13 protein-coding genes and 1 tRNA gene are annotated in these 22,067 nt (G+C 69.7%); 4 read left to right on the plus strand and 10 right to left on the minus strand.

Features of this window, described 5'->3' with window-relative positions; all coding sequences use genetic code 11:
* Positions 1-116: 116 nt before the first annotated feature.
* Both uvrB and coaE read right to left on the minus strand, forming a co-directional pair.
* The gene (gene uvrB / locus C1729_RS03910) at positions 117-2,198 is read right to left on the minus strand and encodes an excinuclease ABC subunit UvrB (protein WP_102508790.1); all 2,082 of its coding nucleotides are present in this window, start codon (positions 2,196-2,198) and stop codon (positions 117-119) included.
* A gap of 343 nt (positions 2,199-2,541) precedes the next feature.
* Positions 2,542-3,162, minus strand: a complete 621-nt coding sequence (coaE, locus tag C1729_RS03915; RefSeq protein ID WP_102508791.1) for a dephospho-CoA kinase — start codon at positions 3,160-3,162, stop codon at positions 2,542-2,544.
* Between the two features lie 115 nt (positions 3,163-3,277).
* Here coaE and C1729_RS03920 point away from each other — a divergent pair, with 115 nt between their 5' ends.
* Entirely contained in the window at positions 3,278-5,179 is a 1,902-nt protein-coding gene (locus C1729_RS03920) for an ABC transporter ATP-binding protein (RefSeq protein WP_242493705.1), read from the plus strand.
* A 357-nt stretch (positions 5,180-5,536) separates the two neighbouring features.
* Here C1729_RS03920 and rpsA read toward each other — a convergent pair whose 3' ends face one another.
* Positions 5,537-7,000 (minus strand): 30S ribosomal protein S1, encoded by a 1,464-nt coding sequence (rpsA, locus tag C1729_RS03925; protein WP_102508793.1) that lies wholly within the window; start codon positions 6,998-7,000, stop codon positions 5,537-5,539.
* A 180-nt stretch (positions 7,001-7,180) separates the two neighbouring features.
* Positions 7,181-8,206 carry a 6-phosphofructokinase gene (locus C1729_RS03930; RefSeq protein ID WP_102510500.1) on the minus strand — a complete coding sequence of 342 codons (1,026 nt, stop codon included), beginning with the start codon at positions 8,204-8,206 and terminating at the stop codon, positions 7,181-7,183.
* A 160-nt stretch (positions 8,207-8,366) separates the two neighbouring features.
* Here C1729_RS03930 and C1729_RS03935 point away from each other — a divergent pair, with 160 nt between their 5' ends.
* Positions 8,367-9,149: a class I SAM-dependent methyltransferase gene (locus C1729_RS03935; RefSeq protein ID WP_102508794.1), complete on the plus strand. Its 783-nt coding sequence runs from the start codon at positions 8,367-8,369 to the stop codon at positions 9,147-9,149.
* Between the two features lie 77 nt (positions 9,150-9,226).
* On the opposite strand, the gene polA is transcribed toward C1729_RS03935, so the two are convergent.
* Complete coding sequence (gene polA / locus C1729_RS03940; RefSeq protein ID WP_102510501.1) at positions 9,227-11,938, minus strand: DNA polymerase I; 2,712 nt, start codon at positions 11,936-11,938, stop codon at positions 9,227-9,229.
* On the opposite strand from polA, the gene C1729_RS03945 reads away from it, so the two are divergent.
* Complete coding sequence (locus C1729_RS03945; RefSeq protein WP_102508795.1) at positions 11,937-12,377, plus strand: PaaI family thioesterase; 441 nt, start codon at positions 11,937-11,939, stop codon at positions 12,375-12,377. The genes polA and C1729_RS03945 overlap by 2 nt on opposite strands.
* 33 nt (positions 12,378-12,410) lie before the next feature.
* Here C1729_RS03945 and C1729_RS03950 read toward each other — a convergent pair whose 3' ends face one another.
* Both C1729_RS03950 and C1729_RS03955 read right to left on the minus strand, forming a co-directional pair.
* A complete protein-coding gene (locus C1729_RS03950; protein ID WP_102508796.1) occupies positions 12,411-13,127 on the minus strand; it encodes a GNAT family N-acetyltransferase in 717 nt (238 codons plus the stop codon).
* A gap of 142 nt (positions 13,128-13,269) precedes the next feature.
* Complete coding sequence (locus tag C1729_RS03955) at positions 13,270-13,905, minus strand: ANTAR domain-containing response regulator (protein WP_407925821.1); 636 nt, start codon at positions 13,903-13,905, stop codon at positions 13,270-13,272.
* Between the two features lie 121 nt (positions 13,906-14,026).
* Here C1729_RS03955 and C1729_RS03960 point away from each other — a divergent pair.
* A tRNA-Leu gene (locus C1729_RS03960) sits at positions 14,027-14,100 on the plus strand.
* Positions 14,101-14,367: 267 nt separating this feature from the next.
* Here the strand turns inward: C1729_RS03960 and pyk are convergent.
* The 3 genes from pyk to gltB form a co-directional block, all read right to left on the minus strand.
* Positions 14,368-15,798 (minus strand): pyruvate kinase, encoded by a 1,431-nt coding sequence (pyk, locus tag C1729_RS03965; RefSeq protein ID WP_102508798.1) that lies wholly within the window; start codon positions 15,796-15,798, stop codon positions 14,368-14,370.
* 137 nt (positions 15,799-15,935) lie between these two features.
* Positions 15,936-17,411 carry a glutamate synthase subunit beta gene (locus C1729_RS03970; protein ID WP_102508799.1) on the minus strand — a complete coding sequence of 492 codons (1,476 nt, stop codon included), beginning with the start codon at positions 17,409-17,411 and terminating at the stop codon, positions 15,936-15,938.
* A complete protein-coding gene (gene gltB, locus C1729_RS03975; RefSeq protein ID WP_102508800.1) occupies positions 17,404-21,999 on the minus strand; it encodes a glutamate synthase large subunit in 4,596 nt (1,531 codons plus the stop codon). Before gltB ends, C1729_RS03970 begins: the two co-directional genes overlap by 8 nt.
* Positions 22,000-22,067: the final 68 nt, after the last annotated feature.

Consider the following 22,067-nt stretch of genomic DNA (forward strand, 5'->3'; position numbering starts at 1 on the left):
CCTGCCGTGATGACGACGCCATCGTGATGGGGATACTCCCCTCCAACCGCGCCATCGTAACCACAGACCTAGGTCCTCGCTCGACGAAACGGGTCACCGAGAGTGTGTCGCGCACCTCACTCCGTCGCGGCGCGCATCTGCCGCAGTTCCTTCTTGAGGCCGGAGATCTCGTCCCGCAAGCGAGCGGCAAGCTCGAACTGCAGCTCTGCTGCGGCTGCGTGCATCTGGTCCGTGAGTTCTTGGACGAGGCTCGCGAGATCTCCTGCCACCGAAACGGCGGGGCGTTCGGACGTCGTCGTCGCGGCCCGGGAGCGGCCCGCAGGTGCCTTGCGGTAGCCGCCGGCGAGGAGCTCGGCGGTATCGAGGTCCTCGCGCGCGAGCATGTCGGTAACGTCGGCGATCTTCTTCCGCAGTGGCTGGGGGTCGATGCCCCGCTCGGTGTTATAGGCGATCTGCTTCTCGCGTCGGCGTTCGGTCTCCTCGAGGGCCGTCTGCATGGCGGCCGTGATCTTGTCCGCGTACATGTGGACCTGGCCGGAGACGTTGCGGGCGGCGCGTCCGATCGTCTGGATGAGCGACTTCGACGAGCGGAGGAAGCCCTCCTTGTCGGCGTCGAGGATCGCGACGAGCGAGACCTCGGGGAGGTCGAGCCCCTCGCGCAGGAGGTTGATGCCGACGAGGACGTCGTAGACGCCGAGGCGGAGGTCGCGGAGGAGCTCGACACGGGCGAGCGTGTCGACCTCGGAGTGGAGGTACCGGACCCGGACCCCCTTGTCGAGGAAGTAGTCGGTGAGGTCCTCGGCCATCTTTTTCGTGAGCGTCGTGACGAGGACACGTTCGTCCTTCTCGACACGGGTGCGGATCTCCTCGAGGAGGTCGTCGATCTGCCCCTTGGTGGGCTTGACGACGACCTCGGGGTCGATGAGGCCTGTCGGGCGGATGATCTGCTCGACGACGCCGTCGGAGAGCCCGAGTTCGTAGTCGCCGGGCGTGGCGGAGAGGTAGACGGTCTGGCCGATGCGCTCGACGAACTCCTCCCACCGCAGCGGCCGGTTGTCCATGGCGCTCGGGAGGCGGAAGCCGAAGTCGACGAGGTTTCGCTTGCGCGACATGTCACCCTCGTACATCGCGCCGATCTGGGGCACCGTCACGTGGGACTCGTCGATGACGAGGAGGAAGTCGTCGGGGAAGTAGTCGAGCAGCGTGTGAGGCGGCGTCCCTGCTTCACGTCCGTCGATGTGGCGCGAGTAGTTCTCGATCCCGGAGCAGCTGCCGACCTGGCGCATCATCTCGATGTCGTACGTCGTGCGCATGCGCAGGCGCTGCGCCTCGAGGAGCTTGCCCTGCCGTTCGAGGTCGGCGAGCCGCGTCTCGAGCTCAGCCTCGATGCCGGCGATCGCGCGCTCCATGCGCTCGGGACCCGCGACGTAGTGAGTCGCGGGGAAGATGTGGATCGACGGGACGGTCGAGACGATGTCGCCGGTGAGCGGGTGGAGCGTGTGGATTGCCTCGATCTCGTCACCGAAGAACTCGATGCGGATCGCGAGCTCCTCGTAGACGGGAATGATCTCGACGGTGTCACCGCGCACGCGGAACGTGCCGCGGGTGAAGGCGAGGTCGTTGCGTGTGTACTGCATCTCGACGAAGCGGCGCAGCAGACCGTCGCGATCGATCTGGTCGCCGACGTCGAGTCGCTGCATGCGGTCGACGTACTCCTGAGGGGTACCGAGGCCGTAGATGCACGAGACGGACGCGACGACGACGACGTCGCGCCGCGTGAGCAAAGAGTTCGTCGCCGAGTGGCGAAGCCGCTCGACCTCGTCGTTGATCGCCGAGTCCTTCTCGATGTAGGTATCGGTCTGCGCGATGTACGCCTCGGGCTGGTAGTAGTCGTAGTACGAGACGAAGTACTCGACGGCGTTGTTGGGGAGCAGCTCGCGGAACTCCGTCGCAAGCTGCGCTGCAAGAGTCTTGTTGGGTGCCATCACGAGCGTCGGACGCTGCACCTGCTCGATGAGCCACGCTGTCGTCGCGCTCTTGCCGGTGCCCGTCGCGCCGAGCAGGACGATGTCCTTCTCCCCCGCGTTGAGCCGCTCGGTGAGCTCTGCGATCGCGGTAGGTTGGTCACCCGCAGGCGTGTACTCGGACACGACCTCGAAGGGGGCGACGGTCCGTTGCAGGTCGGTCTCGGGGCGCATGCGTCAACCGTACGCCGAGCCGCCGACATCGGGCGCTGGCCGTGCCCAACCCGTCGCCTGGCACAGCCGCCTTCCGGCTCCGCTCCCCTGCCCGACCGTCCATCCCGTCACGACCGGCGCCGACCGCGACAGCGCCTTCTGAGCCGGCCTCACCGTCCGTCCACAGCACGCCCTGTCCGCACCGTTGGACCCCGCAGGTATCGCTCTCGTCTGCGCAGACGCTGCGGCGGCGGGTGCGAGCAGCGCGATCCGCCGCCGCGAGGCCTGACCGGACCGCTCGAGCACGACGCCTGAGGGGCACCGACGACCACGGTCGGTGCCCCTCAGGCGTCGTGCGTGAACGTCAGGCGTCCTGCTCCTGGGCCACCTGCTCGTGGAGTCGACGCCAGAGCTCGTCAACCTGCTCCCGCAGGTGCTCGACGTCTCCCGACCCGTCGAGGACGACGTCGGCCGCGGCGAGCCGTTCTTCGTCGCCCGCCTGCGCCGCAAGGCGCCGGCGAGCCTCCGGCAGGGTCGCCCCACGGGTTTCGACGAGTCGCGCGATGCGGAGATCGGCGGGTGCGTGGACGACGACGAGCACATGGAAGTCGTCGGACTGCCCCGTCTCGACGAGAAGCGGGACGTCGTGCACGATGACGGCCCGCGGATCGGCGGCGACCGCCCGCGCCTCCTCCTCGGCTGCGACGCGCGCGATCTGCGGGTGCAGGATCGCCTCAAGATCGGACCGAGCCTGCGGGTCGTTAAAGACGATGTGCCCGAGAGCCGCACGGTCGAGCACGCCGTCCTCGTCGAGCACGTCGTCGCCGAAGCGATCGACGACGATGCCGAGCCCGACCGTGCCCGGGGCGACAACCTGACGCGCGATGACGTCATGGTCGACGACAACCGCACCCAACTCGCGCAGGCGGGAGGCGACCACCGACTTGCCCGCGGCGATCCCACCCGTCAGTCCGATGCGCGTCATGTCGACATCCTGCCCCCGACGTCTCAGCACAGCAACAGGCCGATGCACCTGAGCAGCGTCGCGCGGGGCTAGGGTCGGAGGACGGGGGGTCGCCTCCCCACAGAGTGGAGGAACGATGTCAGGGATGCACCCCGGGATGGGTGGCGGTCAGTTCAGGTCGTTCCGGCAGGACGCCTCGGTACGGGGCACGAGACTGCGCAGCGGCACGTTCCGGCGCGTCCTCGAGTTCGCTCGCCCGTACCGCGGTCGGCTCTCCGCGTTCCTCGCGATCATCGCTGTCGACGCTGCACTCGGCGCGGTCACCCCTCTGCTGTACCGTGCGATCATCGACGACGGCATCTCCGCGGGTCGCCGTGACCTCGTCATCTGGTTCTCGGTCGCGGTTGGGGTGGTCTCCCTCGCCTCCGGCGCTCTCGTGCTCGTGCAGCGGTGGCTGTCGACGAGCATCGGCGAGGGTCTCATCCTCGACCTGCGCACCTCCGTCTTCGACCACGTCCAGTCGATGCCCCTCGCCTTCTTCTCCCGGACGCGGACCGGCGCGCTCGTGCAGCGGCTCAACGGGGACGTCCTCGGCGCCCAGCAGGCGTTCACGTCAACCCTCCAGAACGTCGTCTCGAACGTGCTCACCGTCGTGTTCGTCCTCGCCGCGATGTTCACCATGTCGTGGCAGCTGACCCTCGTGTCGCTCGCGCTCGTGCCTGCGTTCATCGTCCCGGCACGGTGGATCGGACCGCGCATCGCCCGGGTGACGCGCGAGGCGTACGGTCTCAACGCCGACGCCGCGCAGACCATGACGGAGCGGTTCAACGTCGCGGGCGCGCAGCTCGCGAAGATCTACGGCCGGCCCGAGGACGAGTCTCTGATGTACCGCACCCAGGCGGCACGCGTCCGGGACATCGGGGTCCGCCTCGCGATGTACAACACGGTCTTCCGCGTCTCCCTCGTCACGGTCGCTGCCATCGCGGTCGCGGTCGTCTACGCGTTCGGCGGCCTCGCGACGATCAGCGGTTCGCTCACGATCGGTGTCCTCGTCGCGCTCACGAGCTACCTCACACGCCTTTACGGACCGCTCACGTCACTGTCCAACGTCCAGGTCGACGTCCTCACCGCGCTCGTGAGCTTCGAGCGGGTCCTCGAGGTCCTCGACCTCGAGCCGAGCGTCCGCGACGCCGACGATGCCCGCGATCTCTCCCCCGCGATCATCGCCCGCGGTGCCTCGGTCGAGCTCGACAAGGTGACGTTCCGCTACCCTGCGGCGTCCGAGGTGTCCCTCGCGTCCCTCGAGTCGGTCGCGTCGCTCACGAACGACCCGGAGGCAGACACGCTCACCGGCGTGACGTTCCGCGTCGAGCCCGGCCAGACGGTCGCGATCGTCGGGCCGTCCGGCGCAGGCAAGACGACGCTCACCCATCTCGTCACACGCATGTACGACCCGACGGACGGCACGGTGCGGATCGCCGGCGAGGACCTGCGCGACGTCTCTCTCGCCTCCCTGCGCGCCGCCGTCGGCACCGTCCCGCAGGACTCCCACATGTTCCACGACTCGATCGCCGGCAACCTCCGCTACGCCAAGCCAGGAGCGACCGACGACGAGATCCTCGAGGCGCTGCGGGCAGCGCACGTCCTCGATCTCGTCGAGTCCCTTCCCGACGGCATCGACACCGTCGTCGGTGATCGTGGTTACCGGCTCTCCGGTGGTGAGCGGCAGCGTCTCGCGATCGCCCGTCTGCTCCTCAAGGCGCCGGCCGTCGTCATCCTCGATGAGGCGACCGCGCACCTCGACTCGGAGTCCGAGGCCGCCGTCCAGCGTGCGTTCGACCGGGCCCTCGAAGGCCGCACGGCGCTCGTCATCGCCCACCGGCTCTCGACGGTGCGTGACGCCGATGCGATCCTCGTCGTCGATTCCGGACGGATCGTCGCGCACGGCACCCACGCAGAGCTGCTCGCCCAGGGCGGCCTCTACGCGGACCTCTACGAGACCCAGCTCGCCCCGGGTCTTGACGACGCCGACGCCTGAGCTCCAGCCTGCGCGCCATCTTCCTTGCGTCACAGCATCCCGCGAGGGTACGTGCACGCAAGGGGCCGCGCGCGGGCCGTCGGGCGCGTCACGGTTCTTGCGTGGCAGCACCGTCAACGGGTGCAGGCACGCAATCACCGCAGCATTGCCGCCGCGAACCCCGGTCGAGTGCGTGGTCGCACGACGCACGCGTGCCTGAGCGCACGAGGCCGCACACCCCCGCATCTGCGGACAGCCGTATGAATCCGCCTGCGGAGCCTCGCGCGCGCTCGACCCGGTCCGCCCCGGGAACGCCGGAGGCCGGCCACCGCATGTGCGGTGACCGGCCTCCGAACGACCGTCAGGGACGGTGCTCGATCAGTTGCCCGTGAGCTTCTCGCGCAGAGCGGCGAGAGCCTCGTCGGACGCGAGCGTACCCGCAGTCTCCTCCTGGGCAGGAGCCGAGGAGTAGGTCGACGGAGCCGACTCGGACGAGCTGCTGCCACCGGCCGCAGCCTCGGCGTCCGCCGTGATGGCGTCCGCGACCTGCTTGCGGTGCGCCTCCCAGCGCTCGTGGGCCTGGGCGTACTGCGCCTCCCACGTCTCACGCTGCGCCTCGAAGCCCTCGAGCCACTCCTGCGTCTCGGGGTCGAAGCCCTCGGGGAACTTGTAGTTGCCCTGCTCGTCGTACTCGGCAGCCATGCCGTAGAGCGCGGGGTCGAAGTCCTCGGACTCCGGGTCCACACCCTCGTTGGCCTGCTTGAGCGAGAGCGAGATGCGGCGGCGCTCGAGGTCGATGTCGATGACCTTGACGAACGCGGAGTCGCCGACCTGGACGACCTGCTCCGGCAGCTCGACGTGACGCTGCGCGAGCTCCGAGATGTGGACGAGGCCCTCGATGCCGTCCTCGACGCGCACGAACGCGCCGAACGGGACGAGCTTGGTGACCTTACCCGGGACGACCTGGCCGATGGCGTGGGTCCGGGCGAACGCCTGCCACGGGTCCTCCTGCGTCGCCTTGAGCGACAGCGAGACACGCTCGCGGTCGAAGTCGACGTCGAGAACCTCGACCGTGACCTCCTGGCCGACCTCGACGACCTCGGACGGGTGGTCGATGTGCTTCCACGAGAGCTCGGAGACGTGGACGAGACCGTCGACGCCGCCGAGGTCCACGAACGCACCGAAGTTGACGATCGACGAGACCACACCGGGGCGGACCTGGCCCTTCTGCAGGGTCTGCAGGAAGGTCGAGCGCACCTCGGACTGCGTCTGCTCGAGCCACGCACGGCGCGAGAGGACGACGTTGTTGCGGTTCTTGTCGAGCTCGATGATCTTCGCCTCGATCTCCTTGCCGACGTACGGCTGGAGGTCGCGGACGCGACGCATCTCGACGAGCGACGCCGGGAGGAAGCCACGGAGGCCGATGTCGAGGATGAGGCCACCCTTGACGACCTCGATGACGGTGCCGGTGACGACGCCGTCCTCTTCCTTAACCTTCTCGATCGTGCCCCAGGCGCGCTCGTACTGGGCGCGCTTCTTGGACAGGATGAGGCGACCCTCCTTGTCCTCCTTCTGGAGAACGAGCGCCTCGACCGCGTCACCCACCTGGACGACCTCGCCCGGGTCGACGTCGTGCTTGATGGAGAGCTCACGCGAGGGGATGACACCCTCGGTCTTGTAGCCGATGTCGAGAAGGACCTCGTCGCGGTCGACCTTGACGATGGTGCCCTCGACGATGTCGCCATCGTTGAAGTACTTGATGGTGGCGTCGACGGCAGCGAGGAAGTCCTCGGCAGAACCGATGTCGTTGACAGCGATCTGCTTCGTGGTGGGGGTGGTCATTGAGTCAGGTGCTCCGATGCGGACAGGAAGTAGTACGGATGGATGTGTGCCTCCCGCGGACCCGTCGCTCCTCACGGAGGACATGGCTCACCCACGAGAGACCGCGTCAACACTACCACTTGTCCGCACACGCAGCGACGCCCCTCCCGACGTGCGTCGGGAGAGGCGTCGAGGCCAACCTCAGGCGAGGACCCGGGCGACGCGCAGGAGGTCGTCGGGAACCTGCTTGACGCGGCCCGCGATCTCGGGGAGAGGCACGAGGACGATGTCCTCGCCCTGGAGCGCCGTCATGACGTTGGTCTCCCCCGCCGTGATCGCGTCGACCGCGGCCACACCGAAACGCGAACCGAGGATACGGTCCGTCGGCGTCGGCGTCCCGCCGCGCTGGACATGCCCGAGCACCGTGAGGCGGGTGTCGAAGCCCGTCCGCGCCTGGATCTCCGCAGCGACCCGCTCGCCGATCGCGCCGGCGACGATCTCGCCGTACTTGCCGAGCTGGACCTCGTACTCCATCGACGAGCCCTGCCTCGCGTGAGCGCCCTCCGCGACGACGACGATCGAGAAGTTCGCGTGCGCCTTGTGGCGGTGCTGGAGGAACTTCACGACACGGTCCATGTCGAACGGCTCCTCGGGAGCCAGGACGATCTCGGCGCCACCGGCGATGCCAGAGTTCACCGCGATCCAGCCGGCGTGACGCCCCATGACCTCGACAACCATGACGCGGTTGTGGGACTCCGCCGTCGTGTGGATCCGGTCGATCGCCTCCGTCGCGATGTTCACCGCGGTGTGGAAGCCGATCGAGAGGTCGGTCCCCGCGACGTCGTTGTCGATCGTCTTGGGGATCGCGACGATCTTCACGCCGGCGTCGGCGACCTTGCTCGCCGCGTGGAGCGTTCCGTCACCGCCGATGCAGATGAGCGCCTCGATCTTCTCGGCCTCGAGCGTCTGGAGGACCGCGTCCATCGAGCCGTCCTCCTCGCGCGGGTGGAACCGCGCGGTCGACAGCAGGGTGCCGCCCATCGAGAGGACGTTGCGGATGTGCTGGCGCTCGAGCGGCTGGATGTCGCCGTCGACGACGCCCTTCCACCCGTTGCGGAACCCGATGATCTGGTGCCCGTACTCCCCGAGCCCCTGCTTGACGATCGCCCGGATCGCCGCGTTGAGGCCCGGGCAGTCGCCGCCGCCCGTGAGAAGGCCGATGCGCATCAGAGAAAGCTCCCTCGCGTAGTGCGCGAGCACGACCGGGCAGACGCCGGGTCGCGTCCTCACGCCGTTCGTACCTCCAACTTTACCCACGGCGGAGACCGATTTCCGGTGCCGAAGGTCCTTCCCGGGCGCGTGTCCCGCACCGTGGGACGATAGGCCGATGCAGCAGCGTGCCGGATACCAGGACGTCCCGCCCGAGTCCGCCGGCCCCGCGGGCCGCAGCTGGTGGGACGAGAACGCCGCCGAGTACCTCGACGAGCACGGAGGCTTCCTCGGCGACGACGACTTCTGCTGGTGCCCCGAGGGCCTCCGAGAGGCCGACGCCCACCTGCTCGGCGACGTTACCGGTGCCGACATCCTCGAGATCGGGGCCGGTGCCGCGCAGTGCTCGCGCTGGCTCCGCGGCCGCGGTGCGCAGGCCGTCGCGACCGACCTCTCGGGCGGGATGCTCGGAGCCCGGCGGACGCTGCCAGAGACGCCCCCGCTCGTCCAGGCCGACGCCCGCGCGCTCCCCTTCGCGGACGCCAGCTTCGACGCGGTCTTCACCGCGTACGGCGCGATCCCGTTCGTGCCCGACGCCCGCACGGTGCACGCCGAGGCGGCACGCGTCCTGCGCCCTGGCGGACGGTGGGTCTTCTCCGTCACGCACCCCGTCCGCTGGGCGTTCCCCGACGACCCGACGGAACGCGGGCTCACCGCGACGTCCTCGTACTTCGACCGGACGCCCTACGCCGAGCGTGACGACGCCGGCCGCGTCACATACGTCGAGTACCACCGGACCGTCGGCGACCACGTGCGAGACGTCGTCGCCGCGGGCCTCGAGATCCTCGACATCGTCGAGCCCGAGTGGCCCGCGGGCCACGACCGTGCGTGGGGCGGCTGGAGCCCCGTGCGTGGCAGGGTGCTGCCCGGCACCGCGATCTTCGTCACGCGCTGGCGCTGAGCCAGGACAACCGCACGCCCGCCTCGCGGACGCAGTCGGCACCGCGGCGCGCACCCCGCGCGGATCAGCGCTCCGGGTCAGTGCCCCGCGTCGTGCCAGTTCGGGCCCGTGCCGACGGAGACGTCGAGCGGCACCGAGAGCTTCGCAGCCCCGCCCATCGCCGCACGCAGGAGCGCCTCGACCTCCTCGAGCTCGCCCGGCGCGACCTCGAGGACAAGCTCGTCATGGACCTGGAGGAGGAGGCGCGAGCGCAGGCCGCGCGTGTCGAGTTCCTTGCGCACCTCGAGCATGGCGATCTTGATGATGTCCGCAGCGGACCCCTGGATCGGGGAGTTGAGCGCGACCCGCTCGGCGATCTCGCGCCGTTGACGATTGTCGCTCGTGAGGTCCGGCAGGTAGCGCCGACGCCCGAGGATCGTCTCGGTGTAGCCCGTCGCACGCGCAGCCTCGACGACCTCGTGGAGGTACGTCCTCACGCCGCCGAAGCGCGTGAAGTAGTCGTCCATGAGCTTCTGCGCCTCGCCGACCTCGATGCCGAGCTGCTTCGAGAGGCCGAAGGCTGACAGCCCGTACGCGAGGCCGTAGCTCATCGCCTTGATCTTCGACCGCTGAGCAGGGCTCACGTCCGTCGTCGCGACGCCGAACACCCGGGACGCGACATAGTTGTGGAGGTCTTCGCCCGACCGGAACGCCTCGATGAGTCCCTCGTCGCCCGACAGGTGCGCCATGATGCGCATCTCGATCTGGGAGTAGTCCGCGGTGAGCAGCGTCTCGTAGCCGTCACCGACGACGAAGGCGCGGCGGATGCGCCGTCCGGCAGCCGTGCGGATCGGAATGTTCTGAAGGTTGGGGTCCGCAGAGCTCAGCCGTCCCGTGGCCGCGACCGTCTGCTGGAACGTGGTGTGGATGCGACCGTCAGGACCGACGTAGCGCAGGAGCGTCTCGACCGTCTGACGCAACTTCGTCACGTCACGGTGCGCGAGCAGGTGCTCGAGGAACGGGTGCTGCGTCTTCGCGAACAGCTCCGTGAGCGCGGCCGCGTCCGTCGTGTAGCCCGTCTTGATCTTCTTGGTTCGCGGCATGTCCAGTTGGTCGAAGAGCACCTCCTGGAGCTGCTTAGGCGAGCCGAGGTTCACCTCGCGCCCGATGACCGCGTACGCCTCCTCGGCCGCGTGCCGTGCCTGCTCGCCGAACTCCGCGTCGAGTTCGCGGAGCAGGTCGACGTCGACCGCGATCCCCGTGTCCTCCATGCGCGCGAGGACGTCAGCCAGCGGCAGCTCAAGAAGATCGAGGAGCTTCGTCGCGCTGCGGTCTGCGAGGTCGTCGGCCAGCGCCTCCCCGAGCGGCACGAGGATCGATGCCCGCTCCGCGAGCACCCTGAGCTCCCCCCCGTCACCGTCGAGATCGAGGTCGAGCGAACCCTGCGTACCCCCCGCCGACGCCGCGCCGATCTCACGGTGGAGCGAGCGGATCGTGAGGTCCTCGAGGTCGAACGTCCGCTGGTCCGGGTGGCACAGGTACGCCGCGAGCTCGGTGTCGAGCGTGACCCCGCGAAGCGCGTAGCCACGCCCCTGCAGCTCGTGCCAGCGCGCCTTGCCGCCGTGGACGACCTTGGGTGCGTCCTCGTCCGCGAGCCATGCACCGAGCGCGGCGTCATCGGCGGGGTCGATCTCCGTGAGATCGACGACGACCGCGTGCGCGTCCGCGTCCCCGAGAGCAAGAAGGTCAGCGTCACCCGAACCCGGAACCGCCCGCCCCCGCACCTCGAGCCCGAGACGCTTCCCCACGCGGACGGCGAGCCACGCACCGAGCCCGCCCGGCGCGACGTCGTCGAGTTCCAGCTGAGGACCCGCGACGACGTCGTCGTCGCCCCGCTCCTCGGCCGGCATCATCGCGAGCAGGCGGTCGCGCAGCGTCCGGAACTGCAGCGCGTCGAAGATCGTGTGCATCGCCTCGCGGTTCCACGGGCGCGCGACGAGGTCCTCCGGCGCGTAGGGCAGCTCGAGGTCCGTGAGGAGGTGGTTGAGCTCTCGGTTGAGCCGCACCTGGTCGATGTGCTCCCGCAGGTTCTGGCCCGCAACCCCCGTGATCTCGTCGGCATGCGCGAGGACACCCTCGAGGTCGCCGTACTGCGTGAGCCACTTCGCGGCCGTCTTTGGGCCGACCTTCGGCACGCCCGGGATGTTGTCCGCCGACTCCCCCACGAGCGCCGCGAGATCCGGGTAGCGCTCAGGACGCACCCCGTACTTCGCCTCGACGGCGTCAGGTGTCATGCGCGCAAGTTCCGAGACGCCCTTGACCGGGTAGAGCACCGTCACCGTGTCCGTGACGAACTGCAGCGAGTCGCGGTCCCCCGAGCATACGAGGACGTCCCAGCCGCGCGAGCTTGCCTCGTACGACCACGTCGCGAGGATGTCGTCGGCCTCGATCAACTCGCGCTCGTAGTGCGTGATCCGAAGAGCGTCGAGCACCTCACGGATGAGCGGCACCTGGCCCTTGAAGGGCTCAGGCGTCGCGTCGCGGCCGCCTTTGTACTGCGGGAAGCGCTCCGTACGGAACGTCGTCGAACCCGCGTCGAACGCGACCGCGACATGCGTGGGCTGCTCGTTCTTGATGAGGTTCGCGAGCATCGACACGAAGCCGTGCACCGCATTGGTGTGCTGACCCCCCGACGTCGTGAACTTGTCCGCGGGCAGCGCGAAGAACGCGCGGAACGCCATGGAGTGTCCGTCGATGAGCAGCAGCCGGGGTCGCACGTTGTCGTTCACACCTGACAACCTATCTCCCATGACCGACACCCACCCGGACGTCCGCACCCCCCTCACCGACGCGCAGCGAGAGCTCGTCGCCCGTTCGGCGCACGGCACGCTCCACGAGCGCATGGGCATCGAGATCCTCGAGCTCACCGCCGAGCGCGCCGTCGCGACGATGCCCGTCGAGGGCAACACGCAGCCCGCAGGGCTCCTCCACGGCGGTGCCTCCGCAGCGCTCGCCGAGACCCTCGCCTCGTACGCCGCGATCGCGCACGCCGGCACGGGTCGCGGGGTCGTCGGGCTCGACCTCAACGCGACCCACCACAAGGGGGTCCGCTCGGGGACCGTTACCGCCGTCGCGAACGCGCTTCACCTCGGCCGCACCCTCGCGAGCTACGAGATCGTCGTCCACGACGACGCGGGCCGGCGCGTCTGCACGGCACGGCTCACGTGCATGATCCTCGACGCACGCTGAGAGCCGCTCGCACCGGGTGACTGCAGCCCGGGCTCAGCCCGCCGACGTCAGCCGACGGCGGGCACGCGTCTCAGCGACGCCGTCCGCGACCGGGACACCCGCCCCCGGGGTCGCCGGCGACCCCAGACGTTCCGCACGCAGCCGCGCCTGGAGCTCGCGTAGGTCGACGGGACCCGAGTGCGTCTCGATGCGCGCCTTGCGGCGCCGTGCGATGAGGTCCTCGAGCCCACGAGACCCGCGACGAGCAGACACCGGGTCCGACTCGAGTCGGCGGACGGGCGTCGCCGTCTGGACGACACGGTGCGACGCGGCCGGTGCGAACCCGAGGCGCAGGAGGAAGCGCTGCACGCCGCGCGACCCAGGGAGCGGCACGGAGTAGACCTCCTCTGCGCCGACCTCGAGCGCGATCTCCGCCGCAGCCGCGAGCAGTGCGTGCCCGGCGCCGCGCCGGCGGAAGCCCTGGTCGACAAACAGCGCCTCGATGTAGAGCACAGGGGCGTCGTGATAGATGTTCGCCTCGACAATCCGTCCGAGGAGAAGCCCCACCGCAACTCCGTCGTGCCGCGCGACGAGCACACGCCCGCCCGGCACGGACAGCAGCACGCCGAGCTGGTTGCGCACACGCTCGACATCGGGCGAGCACAGCTGGGTCGGCGTCGAGGACTCCTCGCGTGCCGTCAGGCACAGGCCCGCGACCTCGAGAAGATCGCCGGCAACCGCATGGCGTACGTCGACCGATGCCCGCACCATCGACGCACCTCCTTCATGAAGTCCCCTGCTTGGCACTGACGCGTGCCCGGGACGGGCACGCGGAACCGAATGTACTCAGGTCACGGTCAGGTCACAACATGCGACGGGCCCGGCAGCGTGCCGGGCCCGTCGTCATGCGGTGTCAGTCCTTGCCGACCTGGTCGATGACCGCGTCCGCAACCTCACGCATCGTGAGGCGCCGGTCCATCGACGTCTTCTGGATCCAGCGGAACGACTCAGGCTCCGACAGGCCCATCTTCGTCATGAGCAGACCCTTGGCACGGTCGACGTGCTTGCGCGTCTCGAAACGCTCCTGGAGGTCCGCGACCTCGTCCTGGAGCGCCGAGATCTGCGTGTACCGCGAGATGGCGATCTCGACGGCCGGAAGCAGGTCCGCGGGGCTGAACGGCTTGACGACGTACGCCATCGCGCCAGCGTCCCGCGCACGCTCGACGAGCTCGGTCTGCGAGAACGCCGTGAGCAGCACGACCGGCGCCGCGTGCGCCTTCGCGATGCGCTCCGCCGCGGAGATACCGTCGAGCTCGGGCATCTTCACGTCCATGACGACGACGTCCGGCTTGTGCTCGATCGCGAGCGCGACCGCGGTCTCGCCGTCACCAGCCTCACCGACAACGTCGAAGCCCGCCTCGCGGAGCGTCTCGACGACGTCCATGCGGATGAGCGCCTCGTCCTCCGCGACGACCGCACGACGGACACGACCAGCAGCGGCCGGCTTCTCCGCCTCAGGCTCGACAAGCGGCGGCAGGTCCAGCTCGATCTTCTCGGGGCTCTTCTCGTTCTCTGTCACGCACACATCCTACGGGGTCACAGCGCGCCCCGGCACAGGACCCGCGGGTGCGTCGCACCACGTTCCGGGCGATATGCTTACCCCGCCCCCGGCCCCGATAGCCCAACCGGCAGAGGCGTTCGGCTCAAACCCGATCCAGTGTGGGTTCGAATCCCACTCGGGGCACCCTCGCGCCCCCGCGGCGCACGCGCGGCCCGGTCCCCCGAGGGACCGGGCCGCGCGCGTGAGATCGGCATGTCAGCGCGGGACGCGCCCGAACACCCGCAGGACGTGGCACAACGCACGATGGGCACGATCACCGACCTCGCAGTGACCTCGTGCTATGGGCGTCTCGCCGCTGCTGACAGCGACAAGAGTCCCGCACATGCCCCTGCACGACGCGAGGGGCCCCGGACCGCATGGTCCGGGGCCCCTCGAAGTGAGGGATGAACGTCAGGCGATACGGCCGGTCGACTCGCCGATCTTGTGGACCGTGATGTTGTTCGTCGAACCGACGACACCGACGGGCGCACCCGAGACGACGACGACATACTCGCCGTCCTCGACGAGCTCCTTCGAGCGGAGCGTCTGGTCGACGAGCTGGACCATCGCGTCCGTGTTCGCGACCTGGTCGACGAGCTCCGCCTGGACACCCCAGCTGAGCGCGAGCACGTTGCGGACCGACGCGTCAGGGGTGAACGCGATGAGCGGGATCGACGAACGCAGGCGCGACATGCGACGCGCCGAGTCACCCGACTGCGTGAATGTCGCAAGGTACTTGACGCCCACACGCTCACCGATCTCGGCCGCGGCACGCGTGATGGCACCACCGCGCGTGTGCGGGGTCGAGCCGAGCGGCGCGATGCGCTCCCGGCCGTGCTGCTCGGTCGACTCGATGATGCGGGCCATCGTGCGGACCGCCTCGATCGGGTAGTCGCCGACCGACGTCTCGCCCGAGAGCATGACGGCGTCCGCACCGTCGAGGACCGCGTTCGCGCAGTCCGAGGCCTCGGCACGCGTCGGACGCGGCGCCGAGATCATCGACTCGAGGACCTGCGTCGCAACGATGACGGGCTTCGCGTTGCGGCGCGCGAGCTCGACCGCGCGCTTCTGGACGAGCGGCACCTGCTCGAGCGGCAGCTCGACGCCGAGGTCGCCGCGCGCGACCATGATGCCGTCGAACGCATCGACGATCTCCTCGAGGTTGTCGACCGCCTGCGGCTTCTCGACCTTGGCGATGACGGGGAGGATGCGGCCCTCCTCCTCCATGATGCGACGCACGTCGTTGTAGTCGGCCGCGTTGCGGACGAACGACAGGGCGATGATGTCCGCCCCGAGGCGGATCGCCCAGCGGAGATCCTCCTCGTCCTTCTCGGACATGGCGGGGACGGAGACAGCGACGCCGGGCAGGTTGATGCCCTTGTTGTTGGAGACGGGACCGGCAACCTCGACACGCGTGACGACACGCGGGCCGTCGACCTCGACGATGCGCACGAGGACGCGGCCGTCGTCGATGAGCATCGGGTCACCGACGCGGGCGTCGCCAGGAAGACCCTTGTGGGTCGTCGAGACGAGCTCCTTGGTGCCCACGACGTCGTCGGTCGTGATCGTGAAGATGTCGCCCTCGTCGAGCCAGTACTTTTCGTCCTTCTCGAACTTGCCGAGACGGATCTTCGGACCCTGGAGGTCGACGAGCACCGCGACGGGGCGGCTCGCGGACGCGGCTGCGGCCCGCACGTTGTGGTAGACGAGCTCGTGCTCGTCAGGAGCACCGTGGCTCCGGTTGATTCGGGCGACGTCCATGCCGGCGTCGACGAGGTTCTGGATCTGGTCCGCGGAGGCGGTCGCGGGACCGATGGTGCAAACAATCTTCGCTCTGCGCATGGCTCCAAGCCTAGTTCACATGGGGGGGTTGGTTGTAGGACGTCTGGCGGTCGGGACGGTCCCGACATGTGGGCCGCGCCACAGGCTAGTCGACCCGGACGCACGTCGGCCCCGGCACGGAGCCGGGGCCGACAGGATCAGACCCGCAGAGCGGTGTCCGACGCACGCACGGGAGAGGGGAGCTCGGTCGTTCCCTGGAGGTACGCGTCGACCGACGCGGCTGCCGCACGACCTTCCGCGATCGCCCATACGACGAGCGACTGCCCCCGGCCGGCATCACCCGCGACGAACATGCCCGGGACGCTCGTCGCGTAGTCGTCGCCCCGCGCGACAAGGCCACGACCTGTGAGGTCGACACCCGTCTGCTCGCTCAACGTGGTCGTCTCGGGACCGGTGAAGCCCATCGCGACGAGCACGAGGTCCGCCGGGATGATCCGCTCCGTGCCCGCGGTCGGCACCCGGCGCCCGTCGGCGAGGTACTCCGTCGTCGCGACGACGAGGCCAGTGACGTTACCGTGCGGGTCGCCCTGGAGCGCGACCGTCGACGCGAGGTACGACCTCTCGCCTCCCTCCGCGTGGGACGACGACACCTCGAAGAGCGTCGGCGTCGTCGGCCACGGCTGGTGCTCGGGGCGTTCCGCAGGAGGCTGCTTGCCGATCGCGAGCGTCGTCACGTACGCCGCACCCTGACGCAGCGCGGTGCCCACGCAGTCGGAGCCCGTGTCACCGCCGCCGATGACGATGACGTGCTTGCCCGTCGCCGCGATCTGGTCCGGCACCTCACGGCCCGCAGCTGCCTCGTTGCCCTGGTGGAGGTACTCCATCGCTGCGTGGACGCCCCTGAGCTCGGCGCCCGGCACGGAGAGGCCGCGTGCGACCGTCGCGCCCGTCGCGACGACGACCGCGTCGTACCGCGACCTCAGTTCGTCCCACGTGAGGTCCTTCCCGACTTCGACCCCGCACCGGAACCGCGTGCCCTCCGACCTCATCTGCTCGAGCCGCCGCTCGACGTGGACCTTCTCGAGCTTGAAGTCCGGCACACCGTAGCGCAGGAGCCCGCCCGGCTCGTCGTCGCGCTCGAGCACGACGACCGTGTGGCCCGCACGCGTCAGCTGCTGAGCAGCCGCGAGGCCCGCCGGGCCCGATCCCACGACGGCGACCGTCTGGCCCGTGAGCCGCTGCGGGACGACCGGCTGGACGTAGCCGCGCGCGAACGCCTCGTCGATGATCGAGACCTCGACGGACTTGATCGTCACCGGGTCCTGATTGATGCCGAGAACGCACGCCGACTCGCACGGCGCGGGGCAGATGCGACCCGTGAACTCCGGGAAGTTGTTCGTCGCGTGCAGCCGCTCCGCCGCTTCCCGGTAGCGCCCCCGACGGACGAGGTCGTTCCACTCCGGGACGAGGTTGCCGAGCGGGCAGCCCTGGTGGCAGAACGGCACGCCGCAGTCCATGCAACGCCCCGCCTGCCTCCGCAGCATCTGCTGGTCGTCCGGGTTGTTCGCGCGGTACTCGTGCACCTCGCGCCAGTCCATGAGCCGCACAGCCACGGGACGGTCCGCAGGGAGCTCACGCTCACGGACCTTGAGAAAACCACGCGGATCAGCCACGAGCCACCTCCAGGATGTTCTCCCAGACGCCCGGGGCGCCCGGGTCGAGCCCGTCGGACTCGGCCTTCGCGAGGGCGTCACGCACCCGCGCGTACTCGGTCGGCAGCACGCGTGTGAAACGGGCGCGCACCGCAGGAAGGTCGCCCAGCAGCTCCGCCGCGAGCGGGGAACCCGTCTCCGCGAGGTGCTGCTCGAGCAGGTCGGCGACGACGAGCATGTCCGCGTCGTCGAGCGCAGCGAGTGCCAGCTCGCGACCCGCGAGAGCCGCCTTGTTGACCGACCCCGGACGCAGGTCAAGGACGTAGGCGGTACCACCCGACATCCCGGCGCCGAAGTTGCGCCCGGTCGGCCCGAGGACGAGGACCGTGCCGCCGGTCATGTACTCGCACGCGTGGTCGCCCACGCCCTCAGTCACGAGGGTCGCCCCCGAGTTCCGGACCGCGAACCGCTCGCCGACGAGCCCGCGCAGGAAGATCGCCCCGGACGTCGCGCCGTAACCAATGACGTTGCCCGCGATGACGTCGCGGCTGCCGTCGAGCCTCGACGAGGCGTCCGGGCGGAGCGCGATGCGGCCGCCCGAGAGGCCCTTGCCGACGTAGTCGTTCGCGTCGCCCGACAGGCGCAGCGTCACGCCGCGCGGCAGGAACGCACCGAGCGACTGGCCGGCCGAACCGGTGAGGACGACCTCGATCGTGTCGTCGGGCAGCCCCTCGCCCCTGTAGCGGCGCGTCACCTCGTGACCGAGCATCGTGCCGATCGTCCGGTTGACGTTCCGGACGCGCGCCTCGAGACGGACCTTCTCTCCACGCTCGAGCGCAGGCGCTGCAAGGCGCACGAGCTCGTTGTCGAGCGCATGCTCGAGCCCGTGCTCCTGCGCCTGCGTCCGGCGCAGCGACGCACCCTCGAGCGGCCGCGGCCGCTCGAGAACCGGAGCGAGGTCGAGGCCCGACGCCTTCCAGTGGTCGATCGCACGCCGGGCGTCGAGCACCTGAACCTGGCCGATCGCCTCGTCAAGCGACCGGAAGCCCAGTGCCGCGAGGTGCTCACGCACCTCGGTCGCCAGGAACTCGAAGAACGTCACGACGAACTCGGGCTTCCCCGAGAACCGCTCGCGCAGCTCCGGGTTCTGCGTCGCGACCCCGACGGGGCACGTGTCGAGATGACAGACGCGCATCATGATGCAGCCCGAGACGACCATCGGCGCGGTCGCGAAGCCGTACTCCTCCGCGCCCAGGAGCGCGGCGACGACGACGTCGCGCCCTGTCTTCAGCTGGCCGTCGACCTGCACCGTGATGCGGTCGCGCAGGTTGTTGAGGACGAGCGTCTGCTGCGTCTCCGCGAGGCCCACCTCCCACGGCGTGCCCGCGTGCTTAAGCGACGTGAGCGGGCTCGCCCCCGTGCCGCCGTCATGGCCCGAGATGAGCACGACGTCCGAGTGCGCCTTCGCGACGCCGGCCGCGACCGTGCCCACCCCAAACTCCGAGACGAGCTTGACGTGGATGCGCGCGGCCGGGTTGGCGTTCTTCGCGTCGTGGATGAGCTGCGCGAGATCCTCGATCGAGTAGATGTCGTGGTGCGGGGGCGGCGAGATGAGGCCGACACCCGGCGTCGAGTGACGCGTCCGCGCGATCCACGGGTACACCTTGTGCCCCGGCAGCTGACCGCCCTCACCAGGCTTGGCGCCCTGCGCGAGCTTGATCTGGATGTCGTCCGCGAACGTCAGGTACTCCGACGTCACCCCGAAGCGGCCCGAGGCGATCTGCTTGACCCTGCTGCGACGCAGCGGGTCGTGAAGCCGCTCCGGGTCCTCGCCGCCCTCGCCCGTGTTCGAACGCCCACCGAGCATGTTCATGGCGATCGCAAGCGTCTCGTGCGTCTCTGCGGAGATCGACCCGTACGACATCGCGCCGGTGTTGAAGCGCTTGACGATCTCGCTCACCGGCTCGACCTCGTCGAGCGGCACAGGCTCGCGGTCGGGGGTGAAGCGCAGCAGGCCACGCAGCGTGAGCAGCCGCTCCGACTGGTCGTCGATCCGCCGCGTGTACTCCCGGAAGACGTCGAACTGACGCGTCCGGGTCGAGTGCTGGAGGCGGAAGACCGTCTCCGGGTCGAAGAGGTGCTCCTCACCGTCCCGGCGCCACTGGTACTCGCCGCCCGTCTCGAGGTCCTCGTGCGGCGGGTGGTTGCCCGAGGCGGGGTACGCCGCACGGTGGCGCGCCGCGACCTCCTCCGCGAGGACGTCGAGGCCCACGCCGCCGAGGCGCGAGGTCGTGCCGGTGAAGTACCGCTCAACGAGCGCCTGGGACAGCCCGACGGCCTCGAAGGTCTGCGCACCCCGGTACGACTGGATCGTCGAGATGCCCATCTTGCTCATGACCTTGAGGACGCCCTTGCCGAGCGCCTTGATGACGTTCTTCACGGCCGTCGCCGGGTCGACGTCGATGAGACCTTCCTCGGCGAGTCGCTCGACGGTCTCCATCGCGAGGTACGGGTTGACCGCCGCCGCGCCGTAGCCGATGTGCAGCGCGACGTGGTGCACCTCGCGGACGTCGCCCGCCTCGACGACGAGCGACACCTGCGTCCGCGTGTGACGGCGCAGCAGGTGATGGTGCACGGCCGAGGTGAGCAGGAGCGACGGGATCGCCGCCATGTGGTGGTTCGCGTCACGGTCCGAGAGGACGATGAAGCTCGCGCCCGCCTCAATCGCGTCGTCGACCTGCTCGAAGATCTCCTCGAGCCGAGCCTCGAGCGCCTCTCCCCCGCCGTCAACGCGGTAGAGACCACGGACCCGCTCGGCCTTGAAGATGCCCGTGAGCCGCGGGTCGCGGTCGATGCGGACAATCTTGGCGAGCTGGTCGTTGTCGATGACCGGGAACGGCAGGATGAGCTTGCGTGCGTGCTCGGGAAGCTCCTCGAGGAGGTTTGGCTCCGGGCCGATCGCGCCCGCAATCGAGGTGACGAGCTCCTCGCGGATCGCGTCGAGCGGCGGGTTCGTCACCTGCGCGAACATCTGCGTGAAGTAGTCGAAGATGAGGCGCGGGCGAGCCGAGAGCACGGCGACCGGCGTGTCGGAGCCCATCGCACCGAGAGGCTCGGCACCCGTCGCGCCCATGGGACCGAGGATGACCCGGACCTCCTCCTGCGTGAAGCCGAAGGCGCGCTGGCGCCGCAGCACGGAGGCCGGCGAGTGCGCGATGTGCTCACGCTCGGGAAGCTGGTCGAGGAAGACCTCGTTCTCCGCGATCCACTGCGCGTACGGGGCCTGCGCGGCGAGTTCGGCCTTGATCTCGTCGTCCTCGACGATACGGCCGGCGGCCGTATCGACGAGGAACATGCGGCCCGGCTCGAGGCGGCCCTTGCGCACGACGGTCGCCGGGTCGAGGTCGAGCACGCCCGACTCCGAGGCGAGCACGACGAGCCCGTCCTCCGTCACCCAGAAGCGGCCCGGACGCAGCCCGTTGCGGTCGAGGACCGCGCCGACGACCGTGCCGTCGGTGAAGGAGAGGTTCGCGGGACCGTCCCACGCCTCCATGAGGTTCGCGTGGTAGTCGTAGAACGCCCGGCGCGCAGGGTCCATACCGACGTTGTTCTCCCAGGCCTCAGGCACCATCATCATGACGGCGTGCGGCAGGGAACGTCCGCCGAGGTGGAGGAGTTCGAGCACCTCGTCGAGGCTCGCGGAGTCGCTCGCCCCGGGCGAGCACACCGGCATGAGCGGCGTGAGGTCGCCGAGCACGTCGGACGCGAGCGTCCCCTGGCGCGCGGCCATCCAGTTGCGGTTGCCGCGGACCGTGTTGATCTCGCCGTTGTGCGCGACGAGGCGCATCGGCTGCGCGAGCGGCCACGACGGGAATGTGTTCGTCGAGAACCGCGAGTGCACGAGCGCGATCCGGCTCGCGAAGCGCGGGTCCGAGAGGTCGGGGAAGAACGGCTCGAGCTGGCCGGTCGTGAGCATGCCCTTGTACGTGAGGGTCCGCGAGGAGAGCGACGCAAAGAACACGCCGAGCTCGTGCTCCGCCCGCTTGCGCAGCCGGAACGTGCGCCGGTCGAGCGCGACGCCCTCGAGGGTCCCCTCGGGGTCGGCGACGAACAGCTGACGGAACGTCGGCATCGAGGATCGCGCCGTCGGCCCGACGAGGTCCGCGACGACGGGCACGTCACGCCACGCGAGAACCTCAAGGCGCTCCTCGGCCGCGATCGCCTCGACACCGCGCGCCGCGGCGTCGGCGTCGGCCGCGTCCTGCGGGAGGAAGCCGAGACCGACCGCGTACGCTCCGGCGCGCGGCAGCTCGACACCGACGACGGCACGCAGGAAGGCGTCGGGCACCTGCGTGAGGATGCCTGCACCGTCGCCCGAGTCCACCTCGGCGCCGACGGCGCCACGGTGGTCGAGGTTGAGCAGGGCCGTGAGGCCCGCGTCGACGATGTCACGGCCCGCAGCACCGCGTAGCGTCGCGACGAACGCGACGCCGCACGCGTCGTGCTCGCGCGTCGGGTCGTAGAGGCCGGTCGCGGCGGGGGCGTCGGTGCGCCACGGGCTCGGGACCTCGGGGTGGGGTGTCGGTGGGGTCGACGACGAAGGGGACATGGGAACCGTCCTCGGGTGCGGTCGGCGGACGCCGTGGCCGCAAGAGCTGATGGGTGAGCGCGGTCGCC

It is taken from the genome of Sanguibacter massiliensis (genome assembly GCF_900240335.1).
Taxonomy (GTDB): domain Bacteria; phylum Actinomycetota; class Actinomycetes; order Actinomycetales; family Cellulomonadaceae; genus Flavimobilis; species Flavimobilis massiliensis.

Excerpts from the sequence above, each read along its gene's own strand:
- C1729_RS03930 (WP_102510500.1), bottom strand. The coding sequence starts at position 8,206 with ATGCGCATCGGCCTTCTCACGGGCGGCGGCGACTGCCCGGGCCTCAAC.
- gltB (WP_102508800.1), bottom strand. The coding sequence starts at position 21,999 with ATGTCCCCTTCGTCGTCGACCCCACCGACACCCCACCCCGAGGTCCCG.
- C1729_RS03935 (WP_102508794.1), top strand. The coding sequence starts at position 8,367 with ATGCAGCAGCGTGCCGGATACCAGGACGTCCCGCCCGAGTCCGCCGGC.
- rpsA (WP_102508793.1), bottom strand. The coding sequence starts at position 7,000 with ATGACCACCCCCACCACGAAGCAGATCGCTGTCAACGACATCGGTTCT.
- polA (WP_102510501.1), bottom strand. The coding sequence starts at position 11,938 with ATGGGAGATAGGTTGTCAGGTGTGAACGACAACGTGCGACCCCGGCTG.
- coaE (WP_102508791.1), bottom strand. The coding sequence starts at position 3,162 with ATGACGCGCATCGGACTGACGGGTGGGATCGCCGCGGGCAAGTCGGTG.
- pyk (WP_102508798.1), bottom strand. The coding sequence starts at position 15,798 with ATGCGCAGAGCGAAGATTGTTTGCACCATCGGTCCCGCGACCGCCTCC.
- C1729_RS03920 (WP_242493705.1), top strand. The coding sequence starts at position 3,278 with ATGTCAGGGATGCACCCCGGGATGGGTGGCGGTCAGTTCAGGTCGTTC.
- C1729_RS03945 (WP_102508795.1), top strand. The coding sequence starts at position 11,937 with ATGACCGACACCCACCCGGACGTCCGCACCCCCCTCACCGACGCGCAG.
- C1729_RS03950 (WP_102508796.1), bottom strand. The coding sequence starts at position 13,127 with ATGGTGCGGGCATCGGTCGACGTACGCCATGCGGTTGCCGGCGATCTT.
- uvrB (WP_102508790.1), bottom strand. The coding sequence starts at position 2,198 with ATGCGCCCCGAGACCGACCTGCAACGGACCGTCGCCCCCTTCGAGGTC.